18 protein-coding genes, 1 tRNA gene and 1 rRNA gene are annotated in these 19,151 nt (G+C 44.3%); 4 read left to right on the top strand and 16 right to left on the bottom strand.

The features are described 5' to 3' along the window. Genes gspL through gspC form a run of 10 tightly spaced genes read right to left on the bottom strand, consistent with a single transcriptional unit; the run spans position 1 to position 10,125 of the window. Positions 1-1,242, bottom strand: a complete 1,242-nt coding sequence (gspL, locus tag OH456_RS22265) for a type II secretion system protein GspL (protein WP_270034282.1) — start codon at positions 1,240-1,242, stop codon at positions 1-3. After that, a complete protein-coding gene (gene gspK, locus OH456_RS22260; RefSeq protein WP_038222770.1) occupies positions 1,211-2,224 on the bottom strand; it encodes a type II secretion system minor pseudopilin GspK in 1,014 nt (337 codons plus the stop codon). The genes gspL and gspK overlap by 32 nt, the downstream gene beginning before the upstream one ends. Positions 2,225-2,232: 8 nt before the next feature. After that, positions 2,233-2,928 (bottom strand): type II secretion system minor pseudopilin GspJ, encoded by a 696-nt coding sequence (gene gspJ / locus OH456_RS22255; protein ID WP_270034281.1) that lies wholly within the window; start codon positions 2,926-2,928, stop codon positions 2,233-2,235. Then, on the bottom strand, positions 2,918-3,274 hold the full coding sequence (gene gspI, locus OH456_RS22250) for a type II secretion system minor pseudopilin GspI (protein WP_006073375.1): 357 nt from the start codon (positions 3,272-3,274) through the stop codon (positions 2,918-2,920). The genes gspJ and gspI overlap by 11 nt, the downstream gene beginning before the upstream one ends. After that, positions 3,258-3,863 carry a type II secretion system minor pseudopilin GspH gene (gene gspH, locus OH456_RS22245; RefSeq protein WP_031494721.1) on the bottom strand — a complete coding sequence of 202 codons (606 nt, stop codon included), beginning with the start codon at positions 3,861-3,863 and terminating at the stop codon, positions 3,258-3,260. Before gspH ends, gspI begins: the two co-directional genes overlap by 17 nt. A gap of 50 nt (positions 3,864-3,913) precedes the next feature. Then, the gene (gene gspG / locus OH456_RS22240) at positions 3,914-4,357 is read right to left on the bottom strand and encodes a type II secretion system major pseudopilin GspG (protein WP_006073367.1); all 444 of its coding nucleotides are present in this window, start codon (positions 4,355-4,357) and stop codon (positions 3,914-3,916) included. 59 nt (positions 4,358-4,416) lie between these two features. Beyond that, positions 4,417-5,646: a type II secretion system inner membrane protein GspF gene (gene gspF, locus OH456_RS22235; protein ID WP_006073363.1), complete on the bottom strand. Its 1,230-nt coding sequence runs from the start codon at positions 5,644-5,646 to the stop codon at positions 4,417-4,419. Further along, positions 5,647-7,140: a type II secretion system ATPase GspE gene (gene gspE / locus OH456_RS22230; protein ID WP_270034280.1), complete on the bottom strand. Its 1,494-nt coding sequence runs from the start codon at positions 7,138-7,140 to the stop codon at positions 5,647-5,649. A gap of 2 nt (positions 7,141-7,142) precedes the next feature. After that, positions 7,143-9,167: a type II secretion system secretin GspD gene (gspD, locus tag OH456_RS22225; protein ID WP_124940511.1), complete on the bottom strand. Its 2,025-nt coding sequence runs from the start codon at positions 9,165-9,167 to the stop codon at positions 7,143-7,145. 31 nt (positions 9,168-9,198) lie between these two features. Continuing rightward, on the bottom strand, positions 9,199-10,125 hold the full coding sequence (gene gspC, locus OH456_RS22220; protein ID WP_006073356.1) for a type II secretion system protein GspC: 927 nt from the start codon (positions 10,123-10,125) through the stop codon (positions 9,199-9,201). Positions 10,126-10,416: 291 nt separating this feature from the next. On the opposite strand from gspC, the gene hslR reads away from it, so the two are divergent. From hslR to OH456_RS22200, 4 genes are all read left to right on the top strand, one after another. Beyond that, a complete protein-coding gene (gene hslR, locus OH456_RS22215) occupies positions 10,417-10,803 on the top strand; it encodes a ribosome-associated heat shock protein Hsp15 (RefSeq protein WP_006073354.1) in 387 nt (128 codons plus the stop codon). A gap of 15 nt (positions 10,804-10,818) precedes the next feature. Continuing rightward, complete coding sequence (gene hslO / locus OH456_RS22210; protein WP_270034279.1) at positions 10,819-11,694, top strand: Hsp33 family molecular chaperone HslO; 876 nt, start codon at positions 10,819-10,821, stop codon at positions 11,692-11,694. 348 nt (positions 11,695-12,042) lie between these two features. Beyond that, positions 12,043-13,671: a phosphoenolpyruvate carboxykinase (ATP) gene (gene pckA / locus OH456_RS22205; RefSeq protein WP_006073350.1), complete on the top strand. Its 1,629-nt coding sequence runs from the start codon at positions 12,043-12,045 to the stop codon at positions 13,669-13,671. Positions 13,672-13,780: 109 nt separating this feature from the next. After that, complete coding sequence (locus OH456_RS22200) at positions 13,781-15,691, top strand: AsmA family protein (RefSeq protein WP_270034278.1); 1,911 nt, start codon at positions 13,781-13,783, stop codon at positions 15,689-15,691. A 19-nt stretch (positions 15,692-15,710) separates the two neighbouring features. Here the strand turns inward: OH456_RS22200 and OH456_RS22195 are convergent, their stop codons facing one another. From OH456_RS22195 to OH456_RS22170, 6 genes are all read right to left on the bottom strand, one after another. Further along, positions 15,711-16,631, bottom strand: a complete 921-nt coding sequence (locus OH456_RS22195; protein ID WP_124940508.1) for a bifunctional GNAT family N-acetyltransferase/hotdog fold thioesterase — start codon at positions 16,629-16,631, stop codon at positions 15,711-15,713. A gap of 37 nt (positions 16,632-16,668) precedes the next feature. Continuing rightward, positions 16,669-17,103: a D-aminoacyl-tRNA deacylase gene (gene dtd, locus OH456_RS22190; protein ID WP_006073346.1), complete on the bottom strand. Its 435-nt coding sequence runs from the start codon at positions 17,101-17,103 to the stop codon at positions 16,669-16,671. After that, on the bottom strand, positions 17,075-18,022 hold the full coding sequence (locus tag OH456_RS22185) for a virulence factor BrkB family protein (protein ID WP_088876533.1): 948 nt from the start codon (positions 18,020-18,022) through the stop codon (positions 17,075-17,077). The genes dtd and OH456_RS22185 overlap by 29 nt, the downstream gene beginning before the upstream one ends. A 14-nt stretch (positions 18,023-18,036) precedes the next feature. After that, positions 18,037-18,594: an AAA family ATPase gene (locus OH456_RS22180; RefSeq protein WP_124940507.1), complete on the bottom strand. Its 558-nt coding sequence runs from the start codon at positions 18,592-18,594 to the stop codon at positions 18,037-18,039. A gap of 259 nt (positions 18,595-18,853) precedes the next feature. Beyond that, positions 18,854-18,969, bottom strand: a 5S ribosomal RNA gene (rrf, locus tag OH456_RS22175). A 48-nt stretch (positions 18,970-19,017) separates the two neighbouring features. Beyond that, positions 19,018-19,093 (bottom strand) — tRNA-Thr (locus OH456_RS22170). Positions 19,094-19,151 lie beyond the last annotated feature (58 nt).

Raw genomic sequence — 19,151 nt, 5'->3', positions numbered from 1 at the left:
CTATTTTGCCTTCAACACAAAGTTACCCATCACCAATTCACCATTACGGTTAAGGGGACCTTGTGACACATCGAACTGCGTTTCCAGTTTTATTCTTGCCGCTTCAAAGCTTTCAAAATCCTTGCTGGTGACACTCATACGAACTTCATTGCGATTGCCATCAAAGGTAAAACTCTCAACTTGCATGCCATTTACTTGACCCACGGTGTCGGGCAATTTCGACAACCATTCCAACACAGACGCACTGGAGATATCGGAGCCACCTAATCGGCCTAGCTCATCTTGCATTTGTCTCTTCAGGTAGCTCACTGTAGGAATGCGTTTCTTATCTGGAAACACGCTTCGGAAAATACGTTCACTTTCCGCTCGGTAAGCTGCTGCTTGAGCTTCATACTGATTAACAAGCACTACTTGTTCCGCAATCAGAGCAACGATAAGTATTGAGGCCGCGATAGCTACTTTCTTCCAAACTTTCCAATGTTTTAAGAAAGAAGCTTTAGGTTTAAAGTCACCACTGAGTAAACTAAAGCCGCTATCCACCACTCCTTTTGAAAGTAGTGCCATGGCGGGTTCTGCTGGCAAAGTTTGCCATGAAACATGGTCAGAATACGAAGCAACAATCGTAGGTTCTTCTGAATAGCTCTCTACGACTACTACAGCAGACTCTTCTTGATCTTGCTGCTCCCGAGAGGATAAATAATCCGATTTAATAACCGCTTCAAGCCAGTTGTTATCAACCGTCATACCCGACCATTCAGAGGTACGAAACAGCCACTGCTCATCCATTTCAATCGCAGAAACATGTTGTGTCTTGGGCAACGCTAAAACATCAGGAACGACCTTTTTAACTTCAATACCATGTTGCAAAAACGCCTCAAGCACATCAGATAAATAGCGCTTATCAACCGCACACACTGCCGCTTTGTCAGCGTGTTTATTAAGAATCGTAAAGTGAAGCTGCTCGACATCTTGAGCAATATCATCTTCTACAAGAAATGGCAGCATGGTTTCAAACTGCCTAGCTCCACCTGCAGGGATCTCAACTTGAGCGAAGTGAACATCCTGTGCACATAGCATAAGCATTGTGACACGCTGCTGCGCGTATTCCTTGATCTCTTCGAGCTGCGCTAAACTGTCAAGCACACCACTCGCTATCACTTCTTGCTGATTGGTCGACCAAACCGCCCAATGTACAGGGCTAGTCGGCTGACTATTCAGGCGAACGGTTAAAAACTCGCTCACGAAATCCTCCAAATCGACGGCGCACTACCGTCACATCTTGCCTATCTTGGCTAAAAAATAAGGTTCTTAATCGCAGTCTTGATTCGTCCACAACTACCTGCGCATCTAACTCAAAGTAAACACTGTCCACAGTCAGGAAAGGAGAACCTTGCTGCTTTGTATTGTCATCCACCGCACCCATTTGTGGCTCTGCTAAAAACTGATTCACACCAGACCACCCATCAAAGGGGCGATTTTCAATAAGCTGTTTGGCATTATCCACCGACAAATTCGGTGCAAATAACGCAGCGAGTAACGGTGCTTGCTCGACCGAAATCGTATTAACATTGAGCTGCCAACTGGATGTCGGTAACGCGCAGACTAGTGGAGCAATTTTCAACATAGCTTCACCAGACATCTGATTAATTGCTCTCAGTTCAGAACTGTCGGCGATTAGACCATTAGCGGCAACATACGCTGGCGACAAAGACTCGTAGTAACTGTCTCCAACTCCAGACACGGAGCGAACAGTCGTTTCCTTATTGATAAACTCCCAAGTCGAATCAGCAATTTGTTCGGCTTGGTAATTCTCGACTTCACTTTCTTCCAGCAATCGCTGAAAGAAACGCACCAAAAATGGTTTAGTGGCGCTATTGGCATTCGGTGTCACATTCGCCAGAGCATTGACATTGAAGCATGACTGCATATCTCGAATGTAGCCAGTTGCTTGACCGTAATCGAGAGGATAAGTGCGCTCCTCAAGAGCCCAAGGTTGATTCAGATTAATACTGTCTTTGTTATCTTTGTAGCTCTCTTTTATCGCAACAGAGGCCAATGCCTCAACACCAATGGCATACCAATAGGCCTGTTGATAATTAACCTGATTCGATGCTCGAGTGAACTGACTAAACAAGCGCTCAGACATCGTAGCGGCTATTGATACCATGATGGCTAAAAGCAGCAGAATAACAATCAAGGCAACCCCTTTTTGGGAGTTAGGCATCACTCTCTTCACGAGTTGCCTCCTTGGTTATTACCACCTTGATTCCCACTGCCATCTTGATTCCCATCATCATTATTAGGTGCCGATGACGCGTTAATGGTGCCTGCAGGAGTCAGGTAAATCCTGGTTATCTCGCCATAATCTTCGAAGGTAAGCTTAATCTCCACAGCTAATGGCAGTGACAAGTCTGCTTGCCACTCTTTAAGCCACGTTTCCCCATTGTAAAAACGCATGTCAAAGTCTTCTACACCGCTAAAGATAGGGAGAACCACAGGAGGCTCGCCCACAGCCGTGTCAGGGTAACGCCACCATACTCTTTCTAGTTTGCCCTGTTTTAGTCGATAGCCAACTTTCGCTACTTCACCACGCGGAAATTGATTTTGCGGATTGAGCCACCCTAGACGAGTAAAAAGTAACCCTTTTCCTTCAGACTCCAATAAGTTTTGCTGCCACAAGATCAACCGATTTAACGGCGCCTCTCCCTCGTGTCTAAACTGCCTAAGTGCCATTTGCCTAAAGTCACTATCCAGATAGACAAACCCTCGCTGGATTTCTTGCAAACGAGCACTGCGCTCCTGCGAGAGTTCGTTACTTCGCTGAACTTGGTTAACCACTTGATAAGCAGCAACACTGAGACTTGCGAAGATGGCGATAGCCACTAATACTTCAATCAGTGTAAAGCCTTGAGAACGCTTACCTATCAACGTAGCTCCTCACCGTAACAATGGGACTGGCTTTTTTATCTAGTGCCACACTCACATCAACGGCTTTAAGTAAATTATCAGATGTTTTTACGGGAGTGACGCTCCAAAACCACTCGCGTCCCGCCAATTTCTCGCTCCCTTTTTGGGCTTTAAGCGCAGACGTATCCAGCATAACCTTGGCCATTTGATTATCCACCACCATTGCGGCAAAGGCTTTGTCTTCTAGATAGTTTAAGGTATTGATGTGCTGACTCACTGAACGAATGATCGCAATGGCCGCCGTTGCAAAGATAGCAAGGGCAATCAACACCTCAAGTAGGGTCATCCCTCTAGCGTTTGTTTTCATTCCAATCCTTGTCGTCCATTAGCTGCAACGAACCATTATCTTGGATTTGTACATACCAAGACTGCGCTTTAAGCGCTCGATTTACAGGCGCTAAAACAAAGGTTCCCGGCGTAATCTCTCCACTTGAAAGAATAAAAACTTGCGGCGGTTTTTCTGCTTTTTTCTTTTTCTCGACATCAGCAAACATATCTTCATCAAACAAAGTACCAGGTTCAAACAATCGGTCATCATTGCCCCAGACACCATTGCTTAAATCGAGTTTGACAGTCATCTCTTCCGGCAACGTGGTTTCTTCAGGAATCTGATTCAATGACACTCTTTGCCAACCGTCAGCTTGGAGCTCCAGAAACACATACTGCTTTTTATCTTCATCAACTCGTATTCCGAAGTCCTTTCCAGCTAACATGGCCTCTTCATTGAAGAGCTGAAGCCTTTGGAATAAGCGCTGAGCTTGTTGTTTCACTTGTTCGTCTTGCGGCTGAGGTAAGGTCGAAATGACTGCGACGGCACTGATGGATAACAGTACCAATACTAGGAGCACTTCCAGTAAGGTGAAGCCTTGATGATGTTGCCGTATGAGAGAACGCATGACATACCATTGAAAAAGGTAGGGCGAATACTCGCCCTACTGATTACCGATTACTGAAAGTCTTGAATATTCCAGTTGCCAATATCGGCTGCTGCGCCTTCACCACCCTCTTGACCATCAGCACCTAACGTAAAGATGTCGATAGTGCCTTTGTCACCAGGGCTCAAATATTGATAGTCATTGCCCCACGGGTCATTAGGTAAACGACGAATATAACCACCATCACGGTAATTACGCGGCTCAGGGTTACCCGGCTTAGTCACTAGCGCTTCCAGACCTTGATCCGTTGTTGGATAAACGCTGTTGTCTAACTTGTACATATCAAGCGCATTTTCTAACGCGACAATATCGGTAATGGCTTTTTGTTGATCCGCTTTCTCTTTGTTGCCTAGTAGATTAGGAACAACAAAGCTTGCCAAAATACCTAAGATAACAACAACCACCATTACTTCGAGTAACGTAAAGCCAGCCTGTTTTCTGTTTGTTTTTCTCATTTCTCACTCCAAAGAAAACGCCTCTAGACAGAGGGTTGTGATTTCATTATCTGATTAGATTATCCAGACATTAAATTGTTCATTTCTAAAATTGGCATCAATGTCGCCATTACGATAAATAGTACCAAGCCAGCCATCAGTGCGATTAAAGCGGGAGTAAAAATTCCCAAAGCAATATTTATGGTCGATTCAAAGTTCTGATCTTGGTTATCAGCGGCACGCGTTAACATGCTTTCGAGCTCACCACTTTGCTCACCACTCGCAATCATATGCAGCATCATTGGAGGGAACAGTTTGGTTTGTTCCAGTGCTTTACGAAGACTTGCACCTTCGCGTACATTGTCGGCGGCATTAGAAACTTGCTTCTTAGCAAAATGATTGGTCATCACATCCACTGACACCTTCATGCCCTCAAGAATTGGAATTGCGCTCGAGGTACAGATTGCCAATGTTCGAGCAAAGCGAGAGGTATTAAGACCACGTGCTATTTTGCCAATCAACGGGAGATTAAGCACCTTGGTATCCCAACTCATTCTTATTGCTGGTCTTTTCAATGCAGCTTTGAAGAGGTAAAACAACACCAGAAATACTGCGACAACGACAATGCCCCATTGCTGCACAAAGTCACTGGAAGAAAGCAAGAATTGAGTCGACTTAGGCAACTCTTGTCCCATTTGGACAAACTGACCGACGATTTTGGGTACCACGGCTGCTAGAAGGAACGCCACAATGGCGACGGCAAACACCACCAGCACCACAGGGTAGATCATTGCTTGTTGCAGTTTGGAACGAAGTTTTTGACGGTTCTCTGCGTAATCAGCTAAACGTTCAAGGATAGAGTCTAGATGGCCCGACTTTTCGCCAGCCGCAACCATGGAACGAAATAGCTCATCAAAGATATGCGGATACTCCGCCAAACTGTCTGACAAGGTATAACCTTCGGTGACTTTAGAGCGTATTGCAGCAAGCATGCTACGAATTCGTGGCTTCTCTGATTGCTCTGAAACCGCTTTTAAACACTCTTCTAACGGCATGCCCGATTGAACTAACGTCGATAACTGACGCGTAATAAGCGCCAAATCAGGCGTACTGATACCACGCTTAAAGGTAGGTTTTGAGGTTTCACCATTAGCACTTTTGCTCGACTTGCCTTTCGCTTCGACAATATCGATAGGGATCATACCTTGCTCTTTCAGGCGTAAGCGAGCTTGGCGAGCATTATCTCCCTCGACTAACCCTTTTACTTGCTTTCCTTTGGCATTCAGAGCCTTATATTCAAACGCTGCCACTTACGCTTCCTTGGTCACACGCATGACTTCTTCAAGAGAGGTAATTCCATGCTTCACTTTATGGAAACCGTCATCTCGTATACTCGGAGTATGTGAGCGTACTGCTTTTTCAATCGCCTGCTCGCCTGCTTCATCATGAATAAGGGTCTGTACTGTTTCATCAACCATCAAGAGTTCGTGGATACCAGTACGTCCACGATAACCTTTGTGGTTACACTTCTCACAGCCGACAGCTTTATGTAGTACCAGCTCTTCATACTCGGCCAGCCCGAATAACTGCTTAGTAGCGCCATCCGCTGCATAAGGTGCTTTACAGTCATTACATAAGGTACGGACCAAGCGCTGCGCTAGAACGCCGAGTAGAGAAGAGGAAATCAGAAACGGTTCAATGCCCATATCACGCATTCGCGTAATCGCACCAACAGCCGTATTAGTGTGCAGTGTCGACATCACCAAGTGACCAGTTAATGAGGCTTGAACAGCAATTTGGGCCGTTTCAAGATCTCGAATCTCACCCACCATCACCACGTCGGGGTCTTGACGTAGAATGGCACGCAAACCTCGAGCAAAGGTCATGTCTACTTTGGGGTTAACCTGCGTCTGACCGATACCATCAATATCAAATTCAATAGGATCTTCAACGGTCAGTATGTTGCGCTCATTACTGTTGATCTCTTGCAGACCTGCATACAGAGTCGTGGATTTACCAGAACCAGTTGGACCGGTCACCAAAATGATGCCATGTGGCCTCTTAATCAGGTGTCTAAAGTTTTCATGGTTGGCTGCTGTCATACCTAAACTATGCAAATCTAGACGCGTCGCGTTTTTATCTAGTAGACGCATCACCACTCGCTCACCATGTGATGATGGCATCGTAGAGACACGAACGTCTACTGCTCTACCGCCAATACGCAATGAAATACGGCCATCTTGGGGAACTCGCTTCTCCGCAATATCCAGCTTAGCCATAACTTTGACACGTGATACCAACAGCGGTGCCAACTTACGACTTGGCGCCAACACATCACGCAGTACCCCATCAATACGAAATCGAATCGACAGCACTTTTTCAAAGGTTTCAATATGAATATCCGAGGCGCCTTCTTTGATGGCCTCGCCAAGCATGGCGTTGATTAGCTTGATTATCGGTGCATCGTCATCCGATTCCAACAAATCTTCATCTTGTGGTAACTCCTCTGCTAAAGAGAAAAAGTCATCACTGTCAGCACCAATATCTTCCATCAACTGACGAGCCTCAGACGAATCACGCTGATAAGCTTGAGTAAGCTTTAAATCAAACTCCTCAGAAGAGAGAGCATGTAAGGAAAAAGGCTGACGAAACACTCGCTTAACTTCTTGCAATGCATTCAACGCCAGCGGCTCTACATAGTAGAGCACGGCGTCTGACTCTAGAGACTCGAACACTACCTTAAAGCGATTAGCAAAGCTAAACGGCAGGCGAGTCACCAAAGGGCGCTGTTGGATAGTGTCCATAATTACTTCGCTTCTACCTGATCAAAGAATGCTTGAATTTCAGATGGGTAGCGCGTGGTATTATTGAACTCAGGTAATACTGGAATGTAGCCGTCATCCATCAGCTTCAAGCCTTTATCCGCCTTGAATAACTGCTCTGCACGAATGTAGTTATATTTACGCTGAGTGATACCATCAGACGTCATGCCATCACGGATAATCGTCGGTTTAATGAAGACCATAAGGTTCTTTTTCTCAACCGTTGTACTGGTGGAAGTGAACAAACGACCCAGATATGGGATATCCCCGAGGAAAGGGACTTTCGACTCACTTTCAGCGGCACGTTCATCAATCAAACCACCCAATACCAGCATCTGACCATCTTGGATCATCACCGAAGTGTTAAGTTGACGCTTCGCAAAACGCACATCTACCGCGCCATTAGCACCAAGAACATTGGAAACTTCTTGCTCAATATTAAGCTGAACCGAGTTACCTTCGTTGATCTGTGGGACGACTTTAAGCTTGATACCTACTTCTTTACGGTCAACCGTTTGGAATGGATTGCTGTTGTTTGAACCTGCTGTCGAACCAGTCAATACCGGCACTTCTTCACCAACGATAAACGACGCTTCGCCGTTATCCATAACAGTAATGCTAGGAGAAGACAGAATATTTGAGTTGGAGGTACTGGAAACGGCAGTAATAAGAGCGGTCCAATCGCCAAGAGCAATACCTACAGCCGCACCTTGAACACCGCTGAGTGCGCTGGCAAGCTTGGTATAATCACCAGATGTTTTAGTCTCTACGTTGTATGGGTTGCCTTGACTATCATAACGAGTTTCTGTTGTGGTCTTGTCTTTGGCTTCTTCCATACCAACCATAACGTTACCGATAGAAGCCCCCGTATTGGAGAACTGAACCACACTTCCAGACGAAGCATTACCCCATTGCACGCCAAGATTCGCACCATCAACGTCGGCAAGTTCAACAATCAGCGCTTCGATTAAAACCTGCGCACGACGTATGTCTAGCTGCTTAATGATCTCAAGCAGGGCTTTCATAATGTCTGGCGGCGCAGTAATCACAAGCGCGTTGGTATCAGGGTGCGCACTGATCATCACTTCAGAGCGGTTTGCTCCACTACCTGACGTAGAGCCAGACTGTTTCTCTTTCTGAAGGTTATCTGACACCCCTTTTAGCACATCCACAAGGTCTTCAGCTTTGGCATATTTAAGATACTGAACTCGGTTGTTGCCTTTGGTCGCCATCTCAACATCAAGCTGATTAATCAAACGACGTAGACGCTCACGAACCTTAGGGTCACCAGAAATCAAGATAGAGTTAGTTCGTTCATCCGCCACCAGCTTAGGTTGCAAGAGTGCTGGGGTGTTTTTAGCGTCTGTCGTCTTATTTAAAGCATCAACAATACGAACCATTTCAGCCGCAGAAGCATTCTTTAATTCAACCACTTCAACTTCTTTATCACCCGCTTGGTCTACACGGCGAATAATATCTGCTAGGCGATTAACAACGGCGGCACGGCCGGTAATAAGAATGATGTTCGCAGGGTCATAATGAACCACATTACCTGCACCAGCATTATCATTTAGCTGGCGCAACAAAGGAGAAAGCTCTCTTACCGAAACATTCTTCACCGCGACCACACGTGTCACGACACTGTCTCCTGTGACGTTATCGGAATCACCAACTACGGGAATCGCCGAGGTCTTGGCATCTTTTGCTTTGATAACCTTCAAAATGCCATTGTCCATCTCTACGACAGCGAAACCATAGACTTCTAAGACATTAAGAAAAAAGCTGTAATATTGCTCTTCATTTAGAACATCATAGCTACGCACATCGACTTTACCGCGCACTGACGGGTCAACAATGATGGTCTTATCGAGGTTGCGTCCAACGATATTGATAAACTCATGTAGGTCAGTTCCCTTGAAACTGGCACTGAATTCATTGGCTGATACCGTTGGCGCAGCCATCAGGCTCCCCATCAATAACCAGGTACTTGTTTTAAGCCAACTTTTCACTTGTTGCTCCCTTGTAATGCCTTACGCATAACTAAAACTGAATGAATATGTCATGTTGTTGCCCGTCACGCTCTACCGTTAGATTGAGTTCGGTAAGCTCGGAAATAGACTGATAAATTTTCCCCATAGCAGCAGGATCAGTGAGATCGGCACCATTAAGTGCAACAGCAATATCACCATTTTGAAGTCCTACGGCGTTAAACAGCTCTGGATCTCGTCCAGGACTGACTCGGTAACCTTTTACCTGACCATCTCTTTTCACTTGAGAAAGTCGGACATACTGAAAAATCTGTTGTGGATCTTGAGTAATCGTTCTGCGAATCGCTGTCAGCTTTTCTTCTGAATCAATAGGGTTATTTCCCGCAATATTGGAGGCTGCCACTTGTGGCGCCGTCTTCAACTCAAGTTTTTTATATTCCAAGCCTTCTAACATCACCGTCTCATCGCGTCCGGAGTTGGAAATAATGATTCGGTCAATCATCACGGCGCTCACCGTCGCTCGCGTGCCTTCAATCTGTTCTCCAATCCCATACGTTCCTTGCTTGCCACGATTGGCAACCACCGCAAGACTCAAGTTAGGATTACTACTTACTACCGAGCCGACTAAAACCACATTCAAACGTGTTTTAGGTGCATCAGTCACCACTGGCGCCTGTACTACTTTTTGCTCGCGATTGTACCGTCCAAAGATATTGGCTTTGTTGATATCGGAAGAGTGTAAATTATTAGATTGAGTTTGCGCTTGGTTATTAACCGCAACGGGCGCAACCCATTGACTAACAGAATGAGTTTGAGGAAACAATTGCCATAGTAAAACGCCAGCAATCCAAGCGGACACCGCTAACATGGTTAGAGTAAGCGTTAGGCTAATTTGAGATTGATACTGCAGACAACGACGAAAAAATGAAGATATAGAAGCGGTGTTGATACTCGCAGCCGATATGGATATTCCTTTCACTCTCCTAACTTCCTGCCCTACTAAACATTTACTGACTGTGTAATTAATTGTTATTGCTAAATTATCAGCAATCGTTTTTTGTATGGTTAATCATCTGACTATAGCATAACTACTATGACTGTAGTGCAATCCGCAGAATGGGGTTGAAATAATTAGATCTAAACTCCATTTAGAGGAATATTAGCATGATAAACCTATCAGCAGCTCTCCTCAATTTGTCAGTAATTACTTAAAACTGTCAGGTTATTGAGCACAAGAGCACTGATATTGAGTTAGATAGCAGGATTCAGTATGAGTTCCGAAGAAAAAGCCGTTCGCCTCGATAAATGGCTGTGGGCCGCCCGCTTTTACAAGACAAGAAGCATCGCTCGCAACATGGTCGATGGTGGCAAAGTCCACTATAATGGACAACGTTCTAAACCAAGTAAAATTGTAGAATTAGGCGCTGTCATCGCCCTCAGACAAGGCAATGAAGAAAAGACAGTGACTATTGAGCGTATTTCAGATCAACGCAGAGGTGCACCGGAAGCCCAAACTCTCTACTCAGAAACATCAGAGAGTATTGCCAAACGAGAAGATAACGCGTTGCGCAGAAAACTAAATGCTCACAACCCAAGCCCTGAGCGTCGACCTGACAAAAAACAGCGTCGCGACATTATTAAGTTTAAACATCAATAAGCTGGAGTTTCCTAAATGGCTAACAACACATTAAATCGCTACCTCTTTGAAGAGCTATCAGTGCGCGGAGAGCTCGTGCAATTGGATAGCGCCTATCAGGAGATACTATCCAGCAAAGAATACCCAGCTCCACTGCAAACTCTTCTAGGTGAGTTGCTTGTTGCGACAAGTCTACTAACTGCTACGTTGAAGTTCGAAGGTTCAATTACCATGCAGTTGCAGGGTGATGGCCCAGTTTCCTTAACGGTAATTAATGGAGACCACAACCAAAAACTACGTGGTGTTGCTCGCTGGGAAGGCGATATTGCTGATGATGCTTCAATCCACGACATGATGGGTAAAGGCTACCTAGTTATCACCATTACTCCAGATCAAGGTGAACGCTATCAAGGCGTTGTCGGATTGGAAGGTGACAATTTGTCAGAGGTGCTAGAGGGCTATTTCGAGCGTTCTGAACAGTTGAAGACTCGTTTATGGATCCGTACTGGTGAAGTTGATGGTCACAAGCATGCGGCAGGTATGCTGCTTCAGGTTATGCCTGATGGTACCGGCTCTCCAGAAGATTTCGAGCATCTAGAGCAGCTCACGAATACTGTAAAAGATGAAGAGTTATTTGGTTTAGAAGCTAATGAATTGCTCTACCGTCTATATAACCAAGATAAAGTACAGCTATTCGAACCAAAAGAAGTGGAATTTTTCTGCGGTTGTTCTCGTGAACGTAGCGGCGCAGCTATCGTCACTGTCGCTCAGGAAGAAATATTTGACATTTTGGCTCAAGATGGCGAAGTTGCCCTGCACTGTGATTACTGTGGTTCAACCTACGCTTTTGACGAGCCAGAGATCAAAGCACTTTACGCAGATGCCCAATCGGATAACAAGACCGTACACTAATTTTTAGAGTGTAAAAATGAATAAAAGCCAGATCAGATGTGATCTAGCTTTTTTTGTTCGTTTTATTTAACAAATACGCAAATTATTAATGCAAATGCACTAACAAAAGACGTAAATCATGTGTTACATTTGATCTAACGCAAAGGTTTGCTTTGGGGAGAATTAGCCTAATTTCAATATGTGACAAAACACTTAAAACCATCAATAACTGATGAATAATTTTTGAACTATATCCCTGTTTTCTCGGGTAGCCGTTGCTAGCATGGAGTTCAAAATAAAAAACAAATAATAAATAACGAATTACAAAAAAATTTTAAAATCCCTACAAAAATCCAATAAGGAGCACCTATGACCGTTATGGACATTAATAAGGCTGCACAAATCGATCTTACCAAGTACGGAATCACTGGCGTAACTGACATTGTACGCAACCCAAGCTACGAACAGTTATTTGAAGAGGAAACTCGCGAAGGTCTAGAGGGCTACGAGAAAGGCGTAGTCACTGAACTTGGCGCCGTCGCTGTAGATACGGGTATCTTTACTGGTCGCTCACCAAAAGACAAATTTATCGTTAATGATGACACCACTCGCGACACCATGTGGTGGACATCCGATAAAGTTAAAAATGACAACAAACCTATGTCTAAAGAGGCATGGGATGACCTAAAACTACTCGTTACAGGTCAACTTTCTAACAAACGCTTATTCGTCATTGACGGATATTGCGGTGCGAACCCAGACACTCGACTCTGCATTCGTATTATCACAGAAGTGGCTTGGCAGGCTCACTTCGTTAAAAACATGTTCATCCGTCCAACAGAAGAAGAGCTCGCTACGTTTGAGCCAGACTTCGTTGTCATGAACGGTGCTAAGTGCACTAACCAAAAATGGGAAGAACAAGGACTCAACTCTGAAAACTTCACTGTATTCAACCTAACGGAAAGAATGCAGCTTATCGGCGGTACTTGGTACGGCGGTGAGATGAAGAAAGGTATGTTCGCAATGATGAACTACTTCCTTCCTCTAAAAGATATCGCATCCATGCACTGTTCTGCGAATATGGGCGAAGAAGGTGATGTGGCTGTCTTCTTTGGCCTATCAGGTACAGGTAAAACAACGCTATCAACCGATCCAAAACGTGCATTGATCGGTGACGATGAGCACGGTTGGGATGATGACGGTATATTCAACTACGAAGGTGGTTGTTATGCGAAAACAATCAACCTTTCGAAAGAAGCTGAGCCAGACATCTACAACGCGATTCGTCGAGATGCACTATTAGAGAATGTTACTGTTCGCAACGATGGTTCTATCGACTTTGATGATGGTTCGAAGACAGAGAACACTCGTGTCTCGTACCCACTTCACCATATCGAAAATATCGTGAAGCCAGTATCGAAAGGTGGTCATGCGAACAAAGTCATCTTCTTGTCAGCAGATGCGTTTGGTGTACTTCCACCAGTTTCTAAATTGACACCTGAGCAAACTAAGTACCATTTCCTTTCAGGCTTTACAGCGAAGTTAGCAGGTACTGAGCGTGGTATCACAGAGCCAACACCAACATTCTCAGCATGTTTCGGGGCAGCATTCCTAACGCTACACCCAACTAAGTACGCAGAGGTTCTAGTGAAGCGTATGGAAGCAGCAGGCGCGGAAGCTTACCTTGTGAATACTGGTTGGAATGGCAGTGGTAAACGTATCTCGATTCAAGATACACGCGGTATCATTGATGCGATTCTAGATGGCTCTATTGAACAAGCAGAAACGAAGACTATTCCTGTGTTCAATCTAGAGGTACCGACTTCGCTTCCAGGCGTTGACCCAACTATCTTGGACCCAAGAGACACTTATGTAGATCCACTACAATGGGAGAGCAAAGCCGAAGATCTAGCGAAACGCTTTATCAATAACTTCGACAAGTATACTGATAATGCAGAAGGTAAATCATTGGTAGCCGCTGGCCCTCAATTGGACTAATTGTTAGATAAACGTTCAATTTTTTAACTCTAGCCCCTCTTTTTGAGGGGCTTTTTCGTGTTTTTCACGCTAAATTATTGTTTATGTTGGAAGGTAGGAAAATAACTTCGTGATAAGAAAGATAATTGCGCTTTGGATAGCATTGCTTGCACTTGGCTTACTTTCAGTTTTGATCGTTTTTGGTGTCTTGCATACACAGTATGCCAAACCAATTATCACTTATGCTCTGCAGCAAGCATTGAACATAAAAGTGGATAGTGAGGCGATAAGTTATCACTACCCTAATAGAATCGATTTTTCGAATGCCAACTTTTCAAAAGCTGAACACGACTCCATTAGTGTCAACAAGCTATCGGTGTGGTTTTCACTGCCAACGTCGACTTCTAAGTGGCTACACATTAACGAGTTGTATGTTAGTGGTGCCAATCTATCAAACCTTACGCTGGGCCTAGATACATTAGCTGATTACCAGATCAATAACATCGCTCTCGATCATGTGGATTATTCTGGACACGACGTGATCATCAATGATCTGCAGCTCCAACTAAGAAACCTAGAGGTAGGCACATCAATCGAAAGTACTAGAGCAGACTTTCAAGTTCGTGCTTCCCAGCTCTACTATCAAGGTGAAGCTATTGATGAGCTTCTCCTTGATGGTTCCCTTGCTGGCGACAATACGAAAATCTACGGAGCCTCATTCGCGTGGAAAGAGGCACAAGTTACCACTCAAGCGCAGATTGAGAATGGTCATTGGTCTTTAGTCAACACCACTATCAATAAGCTAAAATTTGATTTGTCAGAACTCAGCCAAGGACCGTTAAGTTCACTCACTTCTGTGATTGGCCATATTAACAGTTTGGATCTTTTAAACTCTGATATTACCTACCAAGGAGCGCATGCAGAAAACGTTAGTGCGTCGTTAGAAAACATCGACCTCACTCGCTCGATATGGACACAAAGTCAAGCGTATCTCTCGCTCGATGCTGACAAGCTTCAATGGCAACAGTTTGATTTCATTGAGCCGACTCTAGAACTCAGCTTTTCACCAGATAAACTCGACATCAAAGATCTCGATACCAACCTTGAACAAGGTCGGATTCAAATAGCAGGTACGTTAACTCCAAATTCAATAGCATTGAACAAAGTCGATTTAGATGGCATCAAGTATTACCAAGAACAACAAAATCACTCTTTAACGGATCTGTTTACTCACTTGCATCTCAGCGATCTTAAACAGCTCTCTATCGACTCGCTGAATATCAACCGTAGTCAATGGATTCAACTTGCTCGAAAGCCTTATTGGCAAGTCACAGGTCTAAACCTACAAGCTGAAGATCTACTTATCAAAAAAGATTATCGTTGGGGCTTTTGGCAGGGAAGTGCTATTGCGTCAGCCAATAGCGCTAGTATCGATAAAACAATCGCCAACCAACTGGCCGTTGAAACCAAAAGCACTGATGGAAAGTGGCAACTCAACCGGCTGTTTATCCCTTATGACAAGGGATACATCAGCGCCTCAGCAGAACTTGACTTTGCTGCGCCAAGTCAGCCTTTACGAATTGATGCTGAAGCATATTCAGCCCCTGTCGAGCTACTCAATTACTTAACTGACAGTAAACAAATACAAATTTCCGGCTTAGCCGATGTGGCGCTGTCAGTAAATGCTCTTACGGCAGACAAGTTATCGTTACAGCACACTTTATCGGGCTCTCTTGAAGCCAATTTCTACAACACTCAAATGACAACTGAAGAAACTGATACTTATAACGTTTCTCTATCGCCATTTAAGTTAAGTGCAGATAGAGGGCAGCTGACCCTTGCCGCATTCGAGGTCTCGAGCCAAGAGTGGAATGGGAAAGCAGAAAGCACTATCGACCTAAGAAAGGATCCACTACGTTCACTTCGATTAACATTGCACTCCGAGTGCCGCTCTCAATATCATGTTGAGTTGTTGACTGGTCACATCGGGCTTGAAGAAGCGGAATGTGCAGATCAAAAAAAGCAGCAGATTCAACCATAACCTGCTGCGATTGAGATTATTATGTGGAAAGTAGCGTGTCTTTATAGTTTGGTAGCAGCATATAAGTACCAACAAACTCGACGGCAGGCACATCTCCACTGTAGATCGTAACATTGATGATGATGCGCGCCTTTCTACCAGTTGCCAACCGGTCTAAGTCGCCACTAATACCATCAAGAGAAGTCACCGATACTGGACTCATTTCTACGGGATGACGATAACGAATGCTACTGTCTGCCAACACGATATCAGCATGTAAACCTCGCTCACGCATCAAGAGCCATGTCATCCCCCATCCTGTTAATGTCGCAAGAGTAAAGGCAGAACCGGCAAACATTGTATTGTGTGGATTGAGGTTAGGATTTAGTTGGGCGCCACATTCAAAGCGGTAACCAGTATATTGGTTAATCTTAATACCCATTTTGTCACTGATTGGTATCTGTTGCTCCCAACGCTCTTGCAGCTCAGCACACCATTCAGGTCTTCTTAATACTTTAGCCAAAGGGTCAAGCTGTTTAACCATTTGTAGGTGACGAACAGGACCTTTCTGGTCATTAAGTTCACCTTGGCTAGTGAATCCATTTTTCTCGTAGAATGAAATTGCATCTTCGCGGGCATTACAAACTAGGCGCTTCACCCCTTCTTGACGTGCAAATGATTCCAATGCTACTAAAACAAGAGAGCCCATCCCTTTATCACGGCGATTGCTTTTTACCGCCATATAACGAATTTGGCCTTCGTTATCAGGCGTAATGTATAAACGTCCGATAGCCATAGGTCTTCCTCGACCATCCACTATCATACGGTGATGACTCATTTCATCGTATTCATCACGTTCAGAACCGACTGGTAGTCGCCACGGCTCTCTTAGCATCTGCCATCTAAATTGGTAGTACTTAGTTAACTGGTTGTCAGTTTTAGGAGTAATAAGCTTAAACATAGATATCCTTTCGCATGCAAACTAATGCTCTACTCGATTATACTTGTAGCCAGAAGGTAACAGGCCCATCATTGACTAATGATACTTTCATATCAGCAGCAAAACGGCCGCGTTCAGTCGGTAAAACTTCAGAACAATGATCTGAAAAGTAATCATACAGACGCTCTGCATCAGTAGGATGAGCCCCTCGCGAAAACCCAGCTCTTGTTCCCTTCTTAGTATCCGCAGGTAAGGTAAACTGCGATACGACTAAAACACTACCACCGACTTGTTTGACGTTGAGATTCATTTTTCCGTCTTCGTCTTCAAAAACACGGTATGTCGTGACTCGCTCGACCAAACGTTTTGCTTTCGCTTCATCGTCGTCTTTTTCTACACCAAGTAGCACTAATAAACCTTTACCGATCTCTCCGACGACTTCGCCGTCTACTTTTACCGCCGATTCACTCACTCTTTGAATTAGTGCTATCACTTATGGTTTCCTTGTTATCACGCATTTCAGTCACAGCTTCAGATTGTAACATGCCCGAATCGGGTAGCCAGTGTTCTTTCTCCCCCATCGCAGCCGTGAACTCCGCACCGATAAGTACAATAAACCAACACAAATAGATCCACAGGAATAAGATTGGTATCGCCGCTAAAGCACCATAGATAAGCTGATATGACGGAAACTGCGTGATGTAATAAGCAAACCCCTTTTTGCTTATTTCAAACAATAAGGTAGCGACTATTGAACCAACAACAGCATGACTGAAGTGTACTTTTTTGTTTGGAACTAACATGTACAGCCCAATAAACGCAAAGAACGCCATTATTGCTGGTAACCATGCGATGAAGAGGCTAAAAGCACCGCTAACCACATTATGTTCTAGAGCTTTCAAAGAGGTCACATAGGAAGTACCAACTATACTTGCGCCGATTAAAATTGGTCCAAGGGTTAGTATCATCCAGTACATGGAAAATGAAAAAACCATGCGGCGTTTAACTCTGACTCGCCAAATATAGTTGAGATTCTTATCAATATTAGAAATCAACATGAGTGCCGCGATAAATAAGAAAGCACTACCTATTGCCGTCATTTTACCGGTATTTGATACAAACTCGACTAACGCAGAGTACACAGCATCTCCGGCAGCAGGAACAAAATGCTGAATAATGAAGTCTTGAAGCACTTCTCCTGTATTAGAAAAAACAGGAAATGAGGACAGTACGGAAAGCAGTACCGTCAAAAGAGGGACGATTGATAGCAAAGTGATATAAGCAAGATAACCTGCATTCACATTAATCCTATCGTGAGACATTCTTTGGGCTAAATAACGGGAGAAATTTAAGGTTTCTTGCCCAACAAATAACAGTCTCTTAATAACCACATCTGGGCTTTTGATTGGCATCTAATTAATCCTTGCTATGCTGTCTGGCCCAAATGAGCATAAGACTCGGCCAAAACAAACTCTACTCGTTGCTCTAGTTTTAAAAAAGGCACTGATATACAGCGGTATCCTAGAGACTGGTATTGTTCTATCAATTGTCGATGAATCTCTAATGCTTCTTCAAACGGATAAGGTCGAACGTCATCTTGAACGTATGTATCAGTGTTAGGTTCGCAAGTAAAAACTAGGGCCTGATATCCTAGCTTAGCTTGTTCAGTTACTCTTGGCGGAATCGACTCGTTTCCAAAGGTTAAGTAGGCACATATATCCGGAATAGCACGATCCAAAAAGCTCAGTTGTTCACTTGTCGACGCTACCTGCTTTTGATTCATCATATCCTTAAAGCATAGTTCAGCAAAAGCAGCTAATTGATTCCAAGGAAGTATTCCATTTTCCAGTTTCGACTGTTCTTCAATAAGCTTTCTCGGTACTTCTTCAAACGTCTTACAATCACGAGCAGCTAAAGCATCAAGCAGTGTTGTCTTACCAGACCCTGGCCCGCCTGTAATAATAAAGGGACTATGTCGTTCCATCGTAATCTTGCTAGTAGGTAAAGATAGTAACGAGTCTAACACTGTTTTGATGTGATAAAAGATGGCAGTTTGAAGAAGATGGACGGAATTAAATAATAAATCCAAACATTACTACAACTGTAGCGAAAGGAAATAGGTAATAAAGCACTATAGCAAATGCGGAAACGTGGAATTAAAGCTTGGCAATATCCTACGGTGTGACGATCTGCAAGCAACACATACGAAAACGCCCCAGCAAATGCTGAGGCGTGGAAATAAAGCTTGGCGATGTCCTACTCTCACATGGGGAAACCCCACACTACCATCGGCGCTATTGCGTTTCACTTCTGAGTTCGGCATGGAATCAGGTGGGTCCACAATGCTATGGTCGCCAAACAAAATCTTGCTTGGGTTCACCTCGCTCTGCAAGATGACTCTAAATACTGGTGCTGATACCCAGACTCGAACTGGGGACCTCATCCTTACCAAGGATGCGCTCTACCACCTGAGCTATATCAGCATAGTGGTTGTCCTTCAGGACTAAAAAAGCCCGTCTTTTCAAACGGGCTCTTTCAAAA

The organism is Vibrio sp. La 4.2.2, assembly GCF_027586995.1.
In the GTDB taxonomy this organism is placed as follows: domain Bacteria; phylum Pseudomonadota; class Gammaproteobacteria; order Enterobacterales; family Vibrionaceae; genus Vibrio; species Vibrio mediterranei.
Note: the sequence above shows the minus strand (reverse complement) of the source record. Positions and strands in the feature narration are given on the sequence as shown.